This window comes from Amycolatopsis sp. WQ 127309 (assembly GCF_023023025.1).
Classification (GTDB): Bacteria; Actinomycetota; Actinomycetes; order Mycobacteriales; family Pseudonocardiaceae; genus Amycolatopsis.
The window spans coordinates 7,429,818-7,447,424 of the sequence record NZ_CP095481.1; the positions used below are offsets into that span (position 1 = coordinate 7,429,818).

The window sequence follows — 17,607 nt, forward strand, 5'->3', positions numbered from 1 at the left end:
TCAGCGGGCGGCGACCCGCTCGATCACCGTGACGAGGTCGGCGAGGTCGGTGGCGAACTCGGTGTCCCAGTCGACCTGGGGGTCGAGCAGCGGGCCGAGGCGGTGGTGGGCGGGCAGTTCCGCCGGGCCGAGCAACGCGCGGCGTGAGCGCATGTCCCGGTTGCCGTCGGAAAACCGGCCCTGGGTCTCGGAAATGACGAACCCCAGCACGAACGTGGTCAGCAGCCGTTCGAGGCGGGCGACGTGGGCGTCGGGGACCCCCGCGTCCAGCAGCGCCTGGTAGATCCGGTCGACCGCGACGACGGCGTCTTCGGTGACCGACGGCCGGGTGAAGAGCAGGGTCACCACGGCGGGGTGTTCCTTGGCGAGGACCCGCACCCCGCCCGCGAGCAGGCTGAGCCGCTCGAGCGGCGGCGCGGCCGGATCGGGCTCCGGCAGCAGGCCGAGCAGCCGGCCGACGATCGCGTCGAGCAGGTCGTCCTTGCCGCGGAAGTAGCCGTAGAGGGCCATCGGCGTCAGTTCGAGCCGGCCGGCGACGGCCCGCATCGACACCGCGCCGAGCCCCTTCTCCTGGGCCAGGGCCATCGCCGCGTCGACGATCTCGTCGCGCCGCTCGGTTTTCATCTTGCGCACCGGGTCAGTCTACGGTGTAGATTGCTGGTCTACGCCGTAGACTGGAGGTGGGGGATGCTCGAAGTCACCGATCTGGTGAAGCACTACGGCGAGACCCGCGCGTTGGCCGGGTTCACGCTGCGCGCCGAGCCCGGCGAGGTGGTCGGCCTGGTCGGCCACAACGGCGCCGGCAAGACGACGTTCGCCCGGCTGGTGGCCGGCCTGGCCACGCCGGACGCCGGCGAGGTGCGGATCGGCGGCCGGGCGCCGAAAGCGGCCCGGGCCCTGCTCGGCTTCGCCCCGCAAGAACCCGCGCTCTACCCCGACGTCACCGTCGCCGAGACGCTCCGGCTCTTCGGCGGCCTGGCCGGGCTGCGCCGCCGCGCGCTGGCCGAGGCCGTCGACCGGATCGCCGACGCGTTGCTGCTCACGGCGTTCCTGCACCGGCGGGTCGGCGTGCTGTCGGGCGGTCAGCAACGGCGGACGCAGGCGGCGACGGCGATGCTGCACCGGCCCCGCCTGCTGCTGCTCGACGAACCCACCGCGGGCGTCGACCCGCAGACCCGGGCCGCGCTGCTCACCGCCGTCCGCGCCGCGGCCGCCGACGGCGCGGCGGTCGTCTACACCACCCACTACCTGCCCGAGCTCACCGAACTGGGCGCGACCCTCGCGGTCGCCAAGGGCGGCCGGGTGATCGCCCGCGGCACCGCGGCGGACCTGCTCGGCGGCCTGCCCGGCGAGATCCTGCTCAGCACCGACGACGGCGAGATCCGCGTCGCCGCCACCGATCCCGGGGCGGCGCTGGCGGGCGTGCTGGCGACGACGTCCGCGCACGTCCGCGACGTCGAGCTGCGCCGGCCGACCCTCGACGACCTCTACCGGGCGGTGGCGCATGAGTAGGTTTTCGGTGCTGGTGCACCACAACGCGGTGCTGCGGCTGCGCGATCCCGGTCACCTGATCAGTTACGCGGTGATGCCGATGGTGCTGATGCTGGTGTTCAAGCCGCTCTTCGCCGCGTCGATCGCCGACGGCGCCACCCAGGCCGTGCTCGGCCTGCTGGTGATGTTCACCGTCCTCGCACTGTCCATTGTGGGCACGGCGCTGCTGTCGGAGCGGACGTGGCACACGTGGGACCGGCTGCGTGCCACCCCGGCGACGGCGGTGGAACTGCTGGCGGGCAAGGCGGTGCCCGTGTTCACCGTCCTGGTGCTGCAGCAGGCTCTGCTGCTGGTGTTCGGGCACTACGTCGTGGGCATGCCCGCACCGCTGTCGCCGGTGCTGCTCGGGTTCGCGGTGCTCGTCTGGAGCCTGACGCTGCTGGCCGTCGGCACCGCGGTGGCGACGCTCGTGCGCAGCCACGGCGAGCTGTCGGCGGTCTGCGACGTCGGCTCGCTGGTCGTCTCCTCGCTCGGCGGCGCGTTGATCCCGGCCGCGATGCTGCCGGGCTGGGCGCACACGATCGCGCCGATCTCGCCCGGCTACTGGGCGATGACGATGCTGCGTGGCGCCGTCGAAGGGCACTCCGGTGCCGTCTTCCGCGCGGCCGCGGTCCTCGGCGGGCTGGCCGTCGTCGCCGGGGCCGTTGCCGTGGTGCGGCTGGAGCGCGGCCTGAGCCGGCTGCGGGGGTGACTCAGCCGGCGCGCGGGGCGACGGCCGCCAACGTCGTGTACGGCAAGGTGAACCGGCCGCCGATCTTGTCGACGGCCGCGCCGACGTCGGCCAGGACGTCGGCCACCTGGTCGGCCGGGAGCCGCGTCAGCACGCCGGTGGTGGGTAGCAGGTCGAGCCATTCGTCGCGCGTGTACGGCTGTTCCCAGTCGAACCGCCACTGTTCCGGCTCGCCGAGTCCCTTCACTTGACGCATGCCGTCGGCGGCCGCGGCGAACATCGTTTGGTAGATGTCCAACGCGGATCGGTCGTGGCCGGCGACGCTCATGGGGGAGTCGGGGGTGACGCGCTTCAGCGCGGCCGCGTAGACCTCCGCGACGCCGGGCGGCATGTCGTAGACGTGCCCGAACACGGCCAGCCGGCCGCCCGGCCGCAGCACTTCGACTGCCTTCGCGGCGCCTACGACCGGGTCCACCCAGTGCCACGCCTGGCCCGCGACGACGGCGTCGAACGTCCGGCCGGCGGGATCCCAGGCTTCGAAGGTCGCGACCTCGACGTCGACGCCGGTCTCGCGGGCGAACCCGGCCATCCGCGCGTCGGGGTCGACGCCGAGCACCCGGCAGCCGGCCGCCAGGAACTGCCGGGCCTCGATGCCGGTTCCGCAGCCGACGTCCAGGACGTCGCGGCCGGGGCCGGCGGCGAGGATCCGCTCGATCAGCGCGGCGGGGTACGGCGGCCGGGCGCAGTCGTAGCGTCCGGGATCGACCCCGAACGACTCCGCGATCCGCCGAGCCTGATGGGGCGCGGTTCCGGCAGAATAGGGCTGTTCCGAAGGGGAAGTGGGCATGCGCCCACCATAGTGGGCACTTGCCCACACGGGCAAGGGAGGAAGGCCGGGTGCCGACCGGAGTGCACATCCGCGACGCGCGGCGGCAGCTGTTCGACGCCGCCGAACGCGTCCTGCTCCGGGACGGGCCGAGCGCGCTGACCAGCCGATCGGTCACCACGGAGGCCGACTGCGCGAAGGGCGTGCTGCACCGGCACTTCGCCGACTTCGACGAGTTCCTGGCCGAACTCGTCCACGAACGCATCATTCGGGTCGACGACCAGGCCGGGTCGCTGCGCGCCGCGGCCGGCACGGGCACGGTCGCGGGCAACCTCGCCGCGGCGCTGACGGAGCTGCTCGACCCGATCGCGCTGGCCATGATCAGCCTGGTCTTCTTCCGCGACGAGGTCCGCACCCGCCTCCGCCGCTCCGGCCTGCCCCACGGCGTGCCGGTGCTCGCCGAAGCCCGCGGGATGCTCGCGGCCTACCTCACGGAGGAGCGCGCGCTGGGCCGCATCGCCGCGGACGCCGACGTCGACAACGTCGCGCTGTCGCTGATCGGGGCCGGGCACCTGCTGTTCGCCGGCCGCCGCGGTGGGCCGCCGCCGGCCGGGGAGGTCGACCGGCTGGTGGCGACGGTCATCGCGGACGTCGTGCAGCGGCGCCTGCTGTAGGCAGCGGGCTCGACATCCGCAGGAACCGCTGCCGCAGCGGCCCGGTGACGTACGGCCCGATCGCCCGGATGAACTCCCGCGTGTACGGCTGGGCCAGGTGCTTGTCCAGGTCGGCCTTCGACCGGAACATCTCGTAGATCACGAAGGTGTCCCGGTCGGCCCGATCCCGGTGGACGTGGAACTCGAGCGCGCCCTCTTCCGCCCGCAGCGGCTCGACCAGCCCGAGGATCAGCTCCTCGACCTGGTCCGCGCACCCCGGCTTGGCCGTGGCGAAGCCGAGGTGGGTGTAGGGCCCGGTTTCACCGGCGTCCGGCTCGGGCAGCACGGTCATCGGCCGTCTCCGTTCACAGGGAACCACTTGCCCAGCCACGAAGTCAGCGACGCCGGATCGGTACCGGCGGCGGCGAGGTAGCCGTCGGGCCGGATCACCAGGACGCCGGGCTGCGCCGCGAGTTCCGCCGCGATCCGGGCGTCGCCGCCGACCAAACCGGGCTGCGCTGCCGCGATCCGGCCGTTGTGGAGGGTGTAGACCCGTTGCCAGGGCAGGAGAAGCTCGACGTCCGGTCCGGTCGTGAGCACGGTGAGCTTGTCCAGATCGAGCAGGTCGTAGAGCCGCCGGACGCCGCCCTCGGCCACGACGTCGACGTCGGGCACCCGGTCGCCGGCGCGCAGCGGGCCCAGCCGGCCGGCTCCGGCGGCGATCGGGCTCTTGCGGTAGCTCGCCGTGGTTTCCCCGAGGATCGCGGTCGCCTTGTCCTGCACGAAATCCCGGCTCAGCGCGATCGGGGCCATCGTCGTGACCATCCGGTGCACCAGGGGGTTGGTGGAGTTCCACACCTTCGTGGCCGTCTCGGTCGCGCGGACCAGCTTGGCGATCACCGGGACGCGGTCGGTCTGGTAGGTGTCGAGCAGCGCCGGCGCGGCCAGGCCCCGGTGCACCAGTGCCAGCTTCCACGACAGGTTGATCATGTCCTGGATCCCGGTGTTCATCCCCTGCCCGCCGGCGGGGCTGTGCACGTGCGCGGCGTCGCCGCCGAGGAACACGCTGCCGGCGCGCAACGCGGGCACGTGCCGGCTGTTGATCCGGAAGCGGGAGAGCCAGTTCGGGTCGCGCAGGCGGGCCGGCAGCGGCGCGACGTGGTCCCAGATGTCCTGCAGCGCGGCCAGTTCCGGGACGTCGTCGTCGGCGCCGGGTCCGGGATCGGTGGCGATGAACCGGAACCGGTGTCCGGCCATCGGGAAGACCGCGACGAAACCGTCCCGGGCGAGGAAGATCGAGAGCTGGTCCTCCGGGACGTCGCCGTCGAGGTACAGATCGGCCAGCAGGTACCGCTGCGCCATCGCGCGGCCCTTGAACGGCAGGTCGAGGGCGTGCCGGACGCCGCTGTGCGCGCCGTCCGCGCCGATCAGGTACGCGGCGTGCACCGTCTCGTGGCCGCCGTCGCCGTCCTTCAGCACCGCGCGGACGCCGTGGGCGTCGTGCTCGAAGGAGAGCAGCTCGACGCCACGCTCGATCTCCACGCCGTGCGCGCGGACCCGCGCGGCCAGCAGCTCTTCGGTCTCGGCCTGGGGGAGCAGCAGGATGTGGTTGTACCGCCCGGGAACCCGGTCCAGCTCGACGGTCGCCAGCTTGCGGCCGCGCCCGTAGATCGCGGTCCCCGAAGCCCGCTGCCCCCGGCGGAGCATCTCGTCGCCGGCGCCGCGGGGCCGCAGCAGTTCGAGGGTCCGCGCCTGGATGGCCAGCGCTTTCGACGTCGTCGACGGCGCGGGCGCCCGGTCGACGAGCCGGACGCGCACGCCGAGGCGCGCCAGCTCCATCGCGGCGGTCAGCCCGGTCGGCCCGGCGCCGACGACGAGCACGGGACGTTCCTGGTCCATGTCACCACTGCCTCTCAAGTCACCGGGCGTTGACTTATCGAGGGTAAGCCGGTCCGGGTGGGCAAGTCAACGATGGGTGACTTATCCTCGTCCCATGGCACCCCCGCGAAGCCGCAACGCCCAGGCCACCCGGGCCGAGATCCTCTCGGCCGCGCGGGAACGGTTCGCGGCGGACGGCTACGAGCGCACGACGCTGCGGACGGTCGCGGCCGACGTCGGCGTCGACCCGGCCATGGTGCTCCGCTACTTCGGCAGCAAGCAGGGCCTGTTCACCGCCGCCGCCGACTTCACGCTCGACCTGCCGGACCTCGCCGGCGTCGCGCCGGCCGACCTGGGCGCCGAGATCCTGCCCCGGTTCCTGGCCGTCTGGGACGACGACAGCACGTTCCTCGCGCTGCTGCGCGCGGCGATGACCAGTCCCGAAGCCGCCGGCAAGCTGCGGGAGCTGTTCAGCGCGCAGGTCGCGCCGGCGTTCGCCAAGGCCGCCCCGGACCACGCGAGCGAGCGGGCCGCGCTGCTGGGCTCGTTCCTGCTGGGGATCGCCACCACGCGCTACGTCCTGGAGACGCCGGGGACGGCCATGTCACCCGCCCGGCTCACCGCCTGGGCCGCCCCGGTGATCAGCCGCATCCTCACCGGCCCGGCCCCGGAGTGACGGTCAGCCGGCGGCCGCGCGGCCGCCGTCGATGGTGACGATGGTGCCGCTGATGTAGCCGGCGCGGTCCGACGCCAGGAACGTCACCAGGTCCGCGACCTCCCGCGGTTCGGCGACCCGGCCCGAGGGCAGCGCCGCGAAGCTCGCGTCGACGTCCGCGTTGGCCGCGCGCATCGCCGCGATCCGCTCGGTGGCGACCGGGCCCGGGTTCACGCCGACCACGCGGACGCCGTCGCGCGGGCCGACGCCGCCCAGCGCCCGCGTGAAGGCCATCAACGCGGCGTTGCCCGCACCGCCCGCGATGTAGCCGGCCGTCGGACGCTCCCCGCCGGTGCCGATCACGTTGACGATCACGCCGTGACCGGCTTCGCGCAGCCGCGCGTAGACGAGCCGGGTGAGGTCGACGTAGCCGAAGACCTTGAGGTCCCAGGCGTGCCGCCACTGCTCCGGGCCGACCTGGTCGAGCGAGCCGGCGGGGATGTCGCCCGCGTTGTTCACCAGGATGCCGGCGTCGGTCGTGGCCGCGGCGAGCCGCTCGAGGTCGGCGGCCACGCGAAGGTCCACGACGTGCACCGTGACCTCGACGCCGTACGCCTCGCGCAGCTCGTGCGCGCGGGCCTCCAGCGCGTCCGCGCTCCGGGCCGCCAGGTGCAGGTGGCAGCCCTCGCCGGCCAGCGCCTCGGCGATCGCCGCCCCGATGCCCTTCGACGCGCCGGTCACCAGCGCGCGCCTGCCGCGAAGATCCAGGTCCATGTGCCGTCCTCAGCCGTAGGGGAACCACCCGGTGTCGAACGTACGGGAAGCGCCGCGGAGTCTCCCGGTTCCGCCGCCGCGGCGAAGGCGGGCGTGAGAGGCTGACCTCGGCCGTAGCCGCCGCAGCGAGGTGGCGCACCGTTGGGGGGCGGTCAGCCGAGACCGAGGACGCCATGACCTACCCGCAGCACCCCGGCCCGCCGCAGCAGCCGTACCCCGGGCAGCAGCCGTATCCCGGACAACAGCCGTACCCGGGGCAGCAGCCCTACCCCGCACAGCAGTACCCCGGTCAGCCGGGCTACCCGCCGCCGTACCCGCAGTCGCCCTACGGGATGCCGCCCGCGAAGCCGAACGGCGCCACGGCGATCATCGCGGGCGTGCTCGCGGTGCTCGGCGGGCTGCTGTACCTCGTCGGCGTGATCGGCAGCGTCATCGGGCTGGCGAGCATCGGGTTCGGGTACTGGTTGATCATCGTCTATCTGCTGCTGGACGTGGTGCTCGCGGGGACGCTGCTCGGCGGCGGCATCCTCCTGTTCGCGCGCAAGCCGATCGGCCGGCTGCTCACGATCATCGGCAGCGGGCTCGCCATCCTGGTGACCGTCGTGTCGGTCGTGCTGGACGCGATCGGTCTCATGCACTTCGGCGCCGGCATCGGCGGCATGTACCTCGGCGGGCCGATCGCCGGCCTGCTGATGGTCCTGATCCCGGCGGCCGCGACGCTGACCCTGGCGATCGTCAAGCCGACGGCGGTCTGGTGCGGCCGCGCCACGCCGGGCGCCCCGGGGTACCCGCCGCGCTGACCCGGTGATCGGGGCGGGAGGGGCCGGGCAGAGCGCCGCCACGCCGGTCCGGCATTGTTGCGCCCGGGAGTGCACGCCGCCGATCGGGGAGTCGTAGCTTGAGCACCGCACCAGAGTTCGTGGTTCCGGCCGTCGTCGAAAGTCCCGTGACGGCGAAACCGCCGTCCGGGCGGACCGTGCGGTGGCTCCTGGAGCACCGGGTCGCGCCGGCGGGCCCGGAGGCGGCCGAGGACCACGCGACGCCGCAGGCGTGGTGGAAGGTCATGTGCCTCACCGGCGTCGACTACTTCTCCACCCTGTCCTACCTGCCGGGCATCGCCGCGCTCGCCGCCGGCGCGCTGTCGCCGCTCGCGACGTTGCTGATCGTCGCGCTGACGCTGCTGGGGATGCTGCCGATGTACCGGCGCGTCGCCCGCGAAAGCCCGCGAGGGCAGGGGTCGGTGGCGATGCTGGAGGACCTGCTGCCGTTCTGGCGGGGCAAGGTCTTCGTGCTGGTGCTGCTGGGGTTCGTGGCGACGTCGTGGATCATCACGATCACCCTGTCCTCGGCGGACGCGTCGGTCCACCTGCTCGAAAACCCCTACCTGCCCGGGTTCCTGCACGGCCACGCCGTGCTGATCACGGTCGTCCTGCTGCTCATCCTCGGCGGCGTCTTCCTGCTGGGCTTCAGCGAGGCGGTCGGCGTGGCCATCCCGCTCGTGGCCGTCTTCCTGCTGCTCAACGCCGTCGTCGTGGTCGTGGCCGGCGTCGACCTGTTCTCGGACGCGGCCGCGTTGTCGCGGTGGTCGGACGCGCTCACCTCGGGCGGCGGCGGGTTCGGCGGCATCGTGGGGCCGGCCGTCGTCGCGTTCCCGCTGCTCGTGCTCGGGATGTCCGGATTCGAGACCGGGGTCAGCATGATGCCGCTGGTCGCGGCCGAGGGGAAGACCGACGAGCAGCGGCTCGAGTCGCGCATCCGCAACACCCGCAAGCTGCTCACGGTCGCGGCGCTGATCATGTCGGTCTACCTGATCGCCACGAGCTTCATCACCACCGTCCTGATCCCCGCGGACAAGTTCAAGGAAGGCGGGGAAGCCAACGGCCGCGCCATGGCCTACCTCGCGCACCAGGAACTCGGCGAGGCGTTCGGCACCGTCTACGACGTCTCCAGCGTGCTGATCCTCTGGTTCGCCGGGGCGTCGGCGATGGCCGGCCTGATCAACATCGTGCCGCGGTACCTGCCCTCCTACGGCATGGCGCCGGAGTGGGGCCGCGCGGTCCGGCCCGTCGTGCTCGTCTACACCGTGATCAGCGTCCTGATCACCGTCGCGTTCGGCGCCGACGTCAACGCCCAGGCCGGCGCCTACGCCACCGGGATCCTCGCCATGATGGTCTCCGGCGCGGTCGCCGTGACGATCTCCTCGATCCGCCGCAAGCAGTCCGTCGGCATCATCGGGTTCGCGGTGCTGACGCTCGTGTTGCTCTACGCGCTGGTCGAGAACGTCATCGAGAAGCCGGACGGCCTGGCCATCTCGGCGTTGTTCATCCTCGGCATCATCGTGGTCTCCTTGATCTCGCGGGTGTCGCGCACGACCGAGCTGCGGGCCGAGCGGATCGAGTTCGACGAGCCGGCCCGCCGGTTCGTGACCGAGTCGCTGGCCGACGACGGCGCGCTGCACATCATCGCCAACCACCGCCAGGGCGGTGATCTCGCCGAGTACTCCGCGAAGGAGGCCGAGCAGCGGAGCATGAACCCGTTGCCCGGCACGGCGGCCGCGCTCTTCCTCGAGATCGACGTCGTCGACCCGTCGGAGTTCAGCAACGTGCTGCAGGTGCGGGGCGTGGAGGTCGACGGCTACCGGGTCCTGCGCGCGGACAGCCCGGCGGCGCCCAACGCGATCGCCGCGGTGCTGCTGGCGCTGCGGGACGCGACCGGCGTGCGGCCGCAGTGCCACTTCGAGTGGTCGGAGGGCAACCCGCTCGGGCACCTGTTCCGCTACCTGATCCTCGGCCGCGGCGACACCGCCCCGGTCGTCCGCGAGATCCTGCGGACCAGCGAGGCCGATCCCGCCCGCCGGCCCGGTATCCACGTCGGCGGCTGAGCCCGCCACCGTCCACTTGCGACGGACCGGTCACTCGTCGTCGGCGGACGCCTCCGGCGGCCGGGTGCCGAGGAGCTGGTGGGCCCGCAGCGCCATCTGCAGCTCCAGCCGGTGCAGCGGGTCCGCGAGCCGGTCGCCGAACAGGCCCGTCAGCTGGCCGACGCGGTAGCGCACGGTCTGCGGGTGGATGCCGAGCGCCTGGGCGATGTCCGGGGTGTTCCCGTTGTGCTCCAGCCAGCTCAGCAACGTCTCGGCCAGCCGGAGCTGCTGCTTGACCGTGAGGCCCGCGAACGGGGCGAGCACCTTGTCCGACAGCCGGTCGAGCAGGAAGCGGTCCAGCAGCAGCCAAAGCGTCGAGAGGTGGTCCCCGCAGTGGGTCACGGCCCGGTCTTCGACGAGCCCCTCCCGGACGAGTTCGAGGGTCTTGCGGGCCCAGTGCCGCGACGTCGCCGCGTCGGGCGGCCGGACGCGGGGGCCGACCGCGGCCCGCCAGCCGGGCAGCCGGGCTTCGAGGGCACGCAGGTCGCGGTCCGGGTTCGGGGTCAGCAGGCAGGGTTCGCTGCCTTCGAGGTCGAGCAGCACGTCGTCCGGGACCTGGGGGGTCGGCGGCAGCCGGTGCAGGTCCCGCGGTTCGAGCGCGACGACGGTGATCCACTCCGGCATCTCCCACTTCGCGGCCTTGGCCATCGTCGCCACCGTGGCCGGTGCCGAGGCCGGGGTGGCCAGGAGCAGGTCGAGCAACCGTCTCCGGCGGCGCTCCAGCGTCCCGGTCGCCCGCGCCTGGGCCAGGGTGTACCCCTCGACCGAGTACGACGAAATCTCGTCCACGTAAGCGAAGATGGCCTCGGCGCCGACGCAGAGGATCGACGCGGGGAGGCGGTGGACCTGGCCGAACTGGGCGATGTAGCGCCAGGCGGCCCGGCCGCCCGCGCGGTAGGCGGCCTGCAGCGAGTTCAGGCTGCCGCCGTCGTGGTGGACGCGCTTGCCGACCTCGGTGAACAGCTTCGCCCAGTCGTCCTGGGCGGCGCCCTGGTCCTCGATGCTGTCGATGCAGCTGACGACGGCCTGCTCGATCGCCTGGACGATCACCTTGCCGAACTCGCCTTCGAGGGGCTTCGCGTACTCGGGCACGGCCCGCTGGATCTCTTCGAGGATCCGCCGCGCGACGGGATCGGCGTGCGGCCGGAACCGCCGCGCGATCTCGGTCGGCAGCGAGCACCAGAGCCGGCGGGCCTGGCCCGCGCTCCGAGGTAGTGGGACCAGGTGTGTCACGTCGTTCGAGACCACCCGGTCTCCGGTCGTCCGCGTCACTGCCACCCCTTGCCGCACGACGGCTGCGACTTCCCCGGTGAAGTCCGCGATCTGCCGCGTGCACTCACGTCGCGGCTGACGCTCCGACATCGACCGCGCACGCCATGTACTCATACGGGGTCCGATTTGGCAACCGTTGATCTTGCGTCCGGGTGACGTTCTGTCGCATCGCGAACAACCGGCACGGAGAACTTGTCAACGTCCGACAACGCCCCCGGGATGGCGAACACTCACGCCCGGACGGGGTTCGCCGAGCCGATTTGTGAAGCCGGACCGTATCTTCGCCCGCGTCGCGGTTGTTAGCGTGATCAGCTGTTTCCGCTGCTCACGACCGGGGAGGACAGGATGACGGCGCTCGTGGCGTGGTGCTTTCGGCGGGCGCCGTGGGTGCTCGCCTGCTGGCTGCTCGCCCTCGGCGGGCTGCTGTTCGCCGCGCAGCACACCGGCGTCGCCTACCGCGACACCGTCGCCTTGCCCGCGGCGGACAGCTCCGTGGCGGCGGACCTCCTGCGCGGCGCGGGCGGCGACCGGGAACGCGTGGTGATGGGATCCGCCGACAGCGCCCGGGCCGCCGCGCTCGCGGGCCGGCTGCGAAGCCTGCCGCACGTCGTCTCGGTCGATCCCGGGCCGGTGTCGGCCGATCACCGCGTCGCCGTGCTGGACGTCCGGTTCGACGCCGACGCCGAGACGCTGGGGCAGGCGGTGGCCGACGGCTTCGCCGACGTCGTGCGCGGCGCGGGGGTGACCGCCGGGGCGTCCGGGCAGCTGGCCTCGATGACCGCCGCCGCGCCCGACCTCGGCAACGCCGGGATCGGGCTGGTCGCGGCCGCACTGGTGCTGCTGCTGGCTTTCGGCTCGCTGACGTGCGTGCTGCTCCCGGTCCTGACGGCGTCGGCGTCGGTCGGCTGCGCGCTCGCGGTCGTCGCACTGCTGTCCCACGTCATGACCGTGCCCAAGATCAGTACCGAGATCGCCGCGCTGCTCGGGCTCGGCGTCGGCGTGGACTACGCGTTGTTCGTGCTCACCCGCTACCGGCAGGGGATCCAGGACGGCCTGGCCGCCGAACAGGCCCTCGCGGCCGCCGCGGCGACGTCGTGCCGGAGCGTGGTCTTCGCCGGGGTGACGGTGTGCGTGTCCCTGTCCGGCATGTTCACCGTCGGGATGGCGTTCCTCGACGGGATCGCCGTCGCCGCCACGGTTTCCGTGCTCCTGACGATGGCCGCCGCGGTGACGTTGTTCCCCGCGTTGCTGCGCCTGCTCGGCCGCCGGATGCGCGTCCGCCCGGCCGGCGCGGGCGGGCTGTGGCCGCGGGCGGCGCGCTCGGTGACGTCGCGTCCGGCGCCGTACGCGGTGGCCGCGGTGCTGGTCATCGCCGTGCTCTCGCTCCCGATGACGGGCCTGCGGCTCGGCGTCCCGGGCGCCGGGCTGGACCCGCCGGGCAGCGTCACGAAGGTCGCCGCGGAACTCCTGGAAGACGGCTTCGGGCCCGGCGCCAACGGACCCGTGCTGGTCGTCCGCCACGTCACCACGGACGCCGATCGAGCGTCGGTCACGGCGTTGAGGGACACCCTGCTGACCCGCGCCGACGTCGGCCCGCCCGACTACCTGCCCGGGCCCGTCGCGGTGCTGACGGTGGTGCCGCGGACCGCGCCCGACGACCCGGCCACCACCGACCTGCTCGCGTGGATCCGCACGGCCGGCGGCCCGGACGTCCACCTCGGCGGCGTCGTCGCGACCCAGGCCGACTTCTCCGCCGCGATCACCGGGCGGCTGCCGCTGTTCCTGCTCAGCGTCGTGGGCATTTCGGTGCTGGTGCTCGCCTGGGTGTTCCGCAGCGTGCTCATCCCGCTGACCGCCGCGGTGATGAACCTGCTCACCGCCGCGGCGACCACTGGCGTGGTGGTGTGGGTGTTCGGCGCGCCCATCGAGCCGTACCTGCCGGTGTTCCTCTTCGCGGGGCTGTTCGGGCTGTCGATGGACTACGAGGTCTTCCTCGTCGCGCGGATCCAGGAGGAGTGGCGCCGCGGCGCGGACACGCGGACCGCGATCGTCGAAGGGCTCGTCTCGACCGGGCGGACCATCACCGCCGCCGCGGTGATCATGGCGCTGGTGTTCGTCTCGTTCGCCTTCGTGGACGCGCGGGTGGTGCGCGAGGCGGGCGTCGGGCTGACGGCCGCCGTGCTGCTGGACGCCGTGCTGATCCGCTGCCTGCTCGTCCCCGCGGTGATGGTCCGGCTCGGGGCCGCGAACTGGTGGTTCCCGCGCCGGTTGCGTCCGCGTGAGCACCGTTCCGGCGCAATTCCGGTGCCGGATGACAACCGCGAAGTCCTGACACCCACCGACCGTTGATTCCATTCCGGTGCGTTGTTAGTTTCCGGGAACAACCCGGTGAAAGGAGACCGCCGAAATGATTCGCGCCGGTGCGGCCGCCATGGTCATCGCCGTGACCGCCGCCGTTTTTCCGGGCGTCGCGACGACCGAGGGATTCGCCACCAGTTTCGCCGACGTGCCCGCGGCCGGGGGCATCACCCTCGGCGCCATGGTGATGCAGCCGTCGTCGCCCGGGCCGCACCCGCTCGCCGTGCTCATCGGCGCCTGGGGCGGCGGCCGCACGCAGAACGTCATCCCCGCGCGTGACCTGGCCGACCGCGGCTACGTGGTGATCTCCTACGGCGCCCGCGGGTTCGGCGAATCCGGGGGAGCGGTCGAGGTCGCCGGGCCCGACGACATCACCGACGTCTCCACGGTCATCGACTGGACGCTCGCCCACACGGCCGCCGACCCGGCCCGGATCGGCGTCGGCGGGGTGTCCTACGGCGCCGGGATCGGCCTGATCGCCGCCGGGTTCGACGCGCGGATCAAGGCCGTCGCCTCGCTGAGCGGCTGGGCGGACCTGGTCGCGTCGCTGACCCAGAACGACACCCGTCACGGCCTCGCCGGGCTCGTGCTCTACCTGTCGGGCAAGGCCAACGGCACGCTCAGCCCCGAGACCGACACCATGCTGACCAAGTTCCTGGAGCCGGCGATCTCCGACGCCGGCTCCCAGGCCGTGATCGACTGGTCCCGGCCGCGCTCACCGTCGTCCTACGTGGACCGGATCAACGCGAACCACCCGGCCGTGCTGGCCATCCAGACCTGGAGCGAGACGGTCTTCCAGCCCGGGCAGCTGGCCGACCTCTACCAGCGGCTCACCGGGCCGAAGCGGGCCGAGTTCGTGCCGGGCGACCACGCCGCGTCCGAGTCCGGCGGCCTGCTCGGCCTGCCCAGCGACACCTGGACGTCGGTCTACCGCTGGTTCGACGCGCACGTCGCCGGCACCGACACGTCGATCGAGACCGAACCGCCGGTCGTCACCCGCGCCCGGCCCGGGACGCAACGCCCGGAGTACCACGCGGACTGGCCGAGCGTCCTCGCCCCGCCGTCGCGGTCCTACCTCGGCCGCGACACGCTGCAGGCCACGCCCGCGGCCTGGAGCGGCAGCATCGCCGCGAACCGCGACACCGTCGCCAACGGCGGCATCCCGCTGGCGACCTACAGCCTGGAGGCGCTGAGCGGGAACCCGCCGACGGCGTTCCTCTGGCAGGTCGACCGGGGCAGCGGCGCGGTCTGGAGCCAGCCGCCGGTCAAGGCCGTCACCCAGCTCCGCGGGTCGCTGCGGGCGCACCTCACGGTCGTGCCGCCGGCCGCTGTCGGGACGGTCGTCGGCTACGTCTACGACGTCGACCCGCTCGGCACCGGCAGCCTCGTCAACTACCTGCCCTACAGCTGGAAACACGCGACGCCGGGCCGGCCGCAGCCGGTCGACCTGGACTTCTCGCCGACGGCCTACACCCTCGCCGCCGGCCACCACCTCGCCCTGGTCGTCGACTCGAAGGACCCGCTGTTCCTCGACTGGAACACCGGCGACGGCCGGCTGGGCTTCGTCTCGACGGCGGCCGACCCGTCGTGGCTGGACGTACCCGTGCGGAAGACCGGAGTGACGCCGTGACCGGAACCGTGCCCGGCACCCGCGAGGAGTTCACGGCCCTGCGCGCGGGCGGGCTCAACTGGGACGTCCTGCCGCTGCGGCTGTTCGCCAAGGGCAACGCGAAGTTCTGGAACCCCGCCGACCTGGACTTCACCCAGGACGCCGTCGACTGGGCGGCGCTGTCGGATCAGCAGCGCTTCGCCGCGACCATGCTGTGCGCGCAGTTCGCCGGCGGCGAGGAGGCCGTCACCCACGACATCCAGCCGTTCCTCGCCGCGATGGGGGCCGAGGGCCGCTTCGCCGACGAGATGTACCTGACGCAGTTCTGCTTCGAGGAAGCCAAGCACACGCAGGTGTTCCGGCTCTGGCTCGACGCCGTGGGCGTCACCGGCAACCTGCACGAGCACGTCGAGGACAACCCGGGCTACCGCGCGATCTTCTACGACGCGCTGCCCACCGCGCTCGGCCGGCTGCGCGAGGATCCCAGTCCCGCCAACCAGATCCGCGCGTCGGTGGTCTACAACCACGTCGTCGAAGGCGTGCTCGCGCTGACCGGGTACTTCGTCTGGAACCGGGCCTGCCGCACGCACGGGATCCTGCCCGGCATGCAGGAGCTGATCCGCCGCATCGGCGACGACGAACGCCGGCACATGGCGTGGGGCACGTTCACCTGCCGCCGTCACGTCGCAGCCGACGACCGCAACTGGCAGATCGTGCAGGACGAGATGCAGGCCCTGCTGCCGCACGCCATCGCGCAGATCGAGTGGACCACCGCCCGGCTCGACGGCGACCCCTTCGACCTGCGCATGGACGGCGTCATGGAGTACGCCGCCGACCACGCGATGCGCCGCCTGCGCGCGATCGAAGCCGCGCGCGGGACGCCGGTCGCGTCCATCGACCTCGACTACAGCCCGGAACAGCTCGAGGAGGACTTCCTCGACGAGGACACCGCGGCGGGCTCGTGAGCGGCCGGAAGGCGCCGACGCTGGTCGTGGTGGCGCTCGGCGCGTTCGTCACCACCCTGGACAACAACATCGTCGCGGCCGGGGTGCCGTCCATCGCCCGCGACCTGGCGCTGGACCTCCCGGCCCTGCAGTGGGTCAGCATCGGGTACATGCTCCCGTTCGCGAGCCTGCTGCTGGTCGCGGGCACGCTCGTCGACCGCTGGGGCCAGCGGCTGACGCTGTCCGCCGGGCTGCTCGCGTTCGGGCTCGGCGCGGCGATCGACGGGCTCGCCGGGTCCGCGTGGGTGCTCGTCGGCGCGCGGGTGCTGCAGGGCCTGGCGGCCGCGTTCCTGGTGCCCGGCCTGCTGAGCCTGCTCCGGACCAACCTGGACGCGCGCGGACGGGCCGTCGGTGCCACGATCTGGACGGCCAGCCTGGCGATCGCGCTGGCCCTCGGCCCGACGCTGGGCGGGCTGCTCAGCGAATACCTCGGCTGGGGCTGGATCTTCTTCGTCAACCTGCCGTTCGTCGCGGTGATGCTGGCCCTGCTCCCGGTGACGGCCGGCGCCCGCCGCGGCCCGGGCGGCGGCCGCCCGGCGATCACGTCGATGACGCTGGTGACGGCCGGGCTCGTCCTGCTCACCGTGGCCCTGGTCGAGTTCGGCGACGACACGCGCACCGGCGACGTGCTCCCGTCGGTGCTCGCCGCGGGCGGGCTCGGGTTCCTCGGCTGGTTCGCCGTCCGCGAGCGGCGCGCCCGCGAACGCCTGGTCTCGCCGGACCTGACCGGGCAGCGCGTGTTCGTCGGCGCGCTCGCCGTGCAGCTGCTGTGGGGCCTGGGCGTCTCGGGCGTCTTCTTCTTCACCCCGTTGCTGCACCAGGAATCTCTCGGGCTGAGCCCGGTCCAAGCCGGGCTTCCGCTGATCCTGGTGGCGGTGGCGATCATGGCCGCCACACCCTTGGTGCCCTGGGCCGTGACGCGGTTCGGGCCGCACCGGACGGTCGCCGCCGGGCTCGTCGTCGTCGCCCTCGGGCTACTCGCCGTCGCGCTGGTCAACCACATCCCCGAGGTGCTGCCCCGCGCGCCCGGGCTGCTGCTGATCGGCGCCGGCTCGGCCCTGACCACGCCGTTGACCTCGCACGCGTTGGAAGTCGTGGCCGAACGGCACGCCGGGACCGCGTCCGGCCTGCTCACGGCGTCCCGGGAGCTGTCCAGCGCCCTCGGGGTCGCGCTCGTCGGCGCGGTGCTGACGGCCGTGCGCGCGGCCCGGCTCGACGCGGGCGTCGCGGCCGGACCGGCGCTGGCCGGCGGCTACACGGCCGGGCTGCTGGTCGCGGCCGGTCTCGAACTCGCCGGGGCGGTCGTGGCCCTGACGGTATTCCGGGCGCGGAAAATCCTTCCCGCGGTGACAACCGCGCCCGTGGGTTCTCCGCTTCCCGATGAGTACGGCGTTTCCCGTGATTGACACTCGCAGTTCGGCCGAAATACAGTTTCTT

Annotated in this window: 16 protein-coding genes; 10 read left to right on the forward strand and 6 right to left on the reverse strand. The window is 73.0% G+C overall.

The annotated features are described in order from the left end of the window. Positions 1 to 624, reverse strand: a complete 624-nt coding sequence (locus MUY22_RS33445; RefSeq protein ID WP_247064240.1) for a TetR/AcrR family transcriptional regulator — start codon at positions 622 to 624, stop codon at positions 1 to 3. Positions 625 to 687: 63 nt separating this feature from the next. On the opposite strand from MUY22_RS33445, the gene MUY22_RS33450 reads away from it, so the two are divergent. Both MUY22_RS33450 and MUY22_RS33455 read left to right on the forward strand, forming a co-directional pair. Further along, positions 688 to 1,512, forward strand: coding sequence for an ABC transporter ATP-binding protein (locus tag MUY22_RS33450; RefSeq protein WP_247051160.1), 825 nt, complete (start codon positions 688 to 690; stop codon positions 1,510 to 1,512). After that, positions 1,505 to 2,242 carry an ABC transporter permease gene (locus MUY22_RS33455; RefSeq protein ID WP_247051161.1) on the forward strand — a complete coding sequence of 246 codons (738 nt, stop codon included), beginning with the start codon at positions 1,505 to 1,507 and terminating at the stop codon, positions 2,240 to 2,242. Before MUY22_RS33450 ends, MUY22_RS33455 begins: the two co-directional genes overlap by 8 nt. Position 2,243: 1 nt before the next feature. On the opposite strand, the gene MUY22_RS33460 is transcribed toward MUY22_RS33455, so the two are convergent. Beyond that, complete coding sequence (locus MUY22_RS33460) at positions 2,244 to 3,005, reverse strand: bifunctional 2-polyprenyl-6-hydroxyphenol methylase/3-demethylubiquinol 3-O-methyltransferase UbiG (protein WP_247064242.1); 762 nt, start codon at positions 3,003 to 3,005, stop codon at positions 2,244 to 2,246. 113 nt (positions 3,006 to 3,118) lie between these two features. Between MUY22_RS33460 and MUY22_RS33465 the strand changes: the two genes are divergently transcribed. After that, complete coding sequence (locus tag MUY22_RS33465; protein ID WP_247051162.1) at positions 3,119 to 3,721, forward strand: TetR/AcrR family transcriptional regulator; 603 nt, start codon at positions 3,119 to 3,121, stop codon at positions 3,719 to 3,721. Here the strand turns inward: MUY22_RS33465 and MUY22_RS33470 are convergent. Together MUY22_RS33470 and MUY22_RS33475 are read right to left on the reverse strand one after the other, a co-directional pair. Beyond that, positions 3,687 to 4,052 (reverse strand): putative quinol monooxygenase, encoded by a 366-nt coding sequence (locus tag MUY22_RS33470; RefSeq protein WP_247051163.1) that lies wholly within the window; start codon positions 4,050 to 4,052, stop codon positions 3,687 to 3,689. The genes MUY22_RS33465 and MUY22_RS33470 overlap by 35 nt on opposite strands. After that, positions 4,049 to 5,599, reverse strand: coding sequence for an FAD-dependent oxidoreductase (locus MUY22_RS33475; RefSeq protein ID WP_247051164.1), 1,551 nt, complete (start codon positions 5,597 to 5,599; stop codon positions 4,049 to 4,051). The genes MUY22_RS33470 and MUY22_RS33475 overlap by 4 nt, the downstream gene beginning before the upstream one ends. A 94-nt stretch (positions 5,600 to 5,693) precedes the next feature. On the opposite strand from MUY22_RS33475, the gene MUY22_RS33480 reads away from it, so the two are divergent. Beyond that, on the forward strand, positions 5,694 to 6,254 hold the full coding sequence (locus tag MUY22_RS33480; RefSeq protein WP_247051165.1) for a TetR/AcrR family transcriptional regulator: 561 nt from the start codon (positions 5,694 to 5,696) through the stop codon (positions 6,252 to 6,254). 3 nt (positions 6,255 to 6,257) lie between these two features. Here MUY22_RS33480 and MUY22_RS33485 read toward each other — a convergent pair whose 3' ends face one another. Continuing rightward, a complete protein-coding gene (locus tag MUY22_RS33485) occupies positions 6,258 to 7,007 on the reverse strand; it encodes a short-chain dehydrogenase/reductase (RefSeq protein WP_247051166.1) in 750 nt (249 codons plus the stop codon). Between the two features lie 173 nt (positions 7,008 to 7,180). Here MUY22_RS33485 and MUY22_RS33490 point away from each other — a divergent pair, with 173 nt between their 5' ends. Both MUY22_RS33490 and MUY22_RS33495 read left to right on the forward strand, forming a co-directional pair. Then, on the forward strand, positions 7,181 to 7,807 hold the full coding sequence (locus tag MUY22_RS33490) for a hypothetical protein (protein WP_247051167.1): 627 nt from the start codon (positions 7,181 to 7,183) through the stop codon (positions 7,805 to 7,807). Between the two features lie 98 nt (positions 7,808 to 7,905). Further along, positions 7,906 to 9,888, forward strand: a complete 1,983-nt coding sequence (locus tag MUY22_RS33495; RefSeq protein ID WP_247051168.1) for an amino acid transporter — start codon at positions 7,906 to 7,908, stop codon at positions 9,886 to 9,888. A 30-nt stretch (positions 9,889 to 9,918) separates the two neighbouring features. On the opposite strand, the gene MUY22_RS33500 is transcribed toward MUY22_RS33495, so the two are convergent. Beyond that, a complete protein-coding gene (locus MUY22_RS33500; protein WP_247064244.1) occupies positions 9,919 to 11,175 on the reverse strand; it encodes a helix-turn-helix domain-containing protein in 1,257 nt (418 codons plus the stop codon). Between the two features lie 369 nt (positions 11,176 to 11,544). Between MUY22_RS33500 and MUY22_RS33505 the strand changes: the two genes are divergently transcribed. Genes MUY22_RS33505 through MUY22_RS33520 form a run of 4 tightly spaced genes read left to right on the forward strand, consistent with a single transcriptional unit; the run spans position 11,545 to position 17,576 of the window. Next, complete coding sequence (locus tag MUY22_RS33505) at positions 11,545 to 13,548, forward strand: MMPL family transporter (RefSeq protein WP_247051169.1); 2,004 nt, start codon at positions 11,545 to 11,547, stop codon at positions 13,546 to 13,548. Between the two features lie 58 nt (positions 13,549 to 13,606). Continuing rightward, entirely contained in the window at positions 13,607 to 15,187 is a 1,581-nt protein-coding gene (locus MUY22_RS33510; protein ID WP_247051170.1) for a CocE/NonD family hydrolase, read from the forward strand. After that, positions 15,184 to 16,131, forward strand: coding sequence for a R2-like ligand-binding oxidase (locus MUY22_RS33515; RefSeq protein ID WP_247051171.1), 948 nt, complete (start codon positions 15,184 to 15,186; stop codon positions 16,129 to 16,131). The genes MUY22_RS33510 and MUY22_RS33515 overlap by 4 nt, the downstream gene beginning before the upstream one ends. Further along, the gene (locus MUY22_RS33520) at positions 16,128 to 17,576 is read left to right on the forward strand and encodes an MFS transporter (RefSeq protein WP_247051172.1); all 1,449 of its coding nucleotides are present in this window, start codon (positions 16,128 to 16,130) and stop codon (positions 17,574 to 17,576) included. Before MUY22_RS33515 ends, MUY22_RS33520 begins: the two co-directional genes overlap by 4 nt. The last annotated feature ends 31 nt before the right edge of the window (positions 17,577 to 17,607 follow it).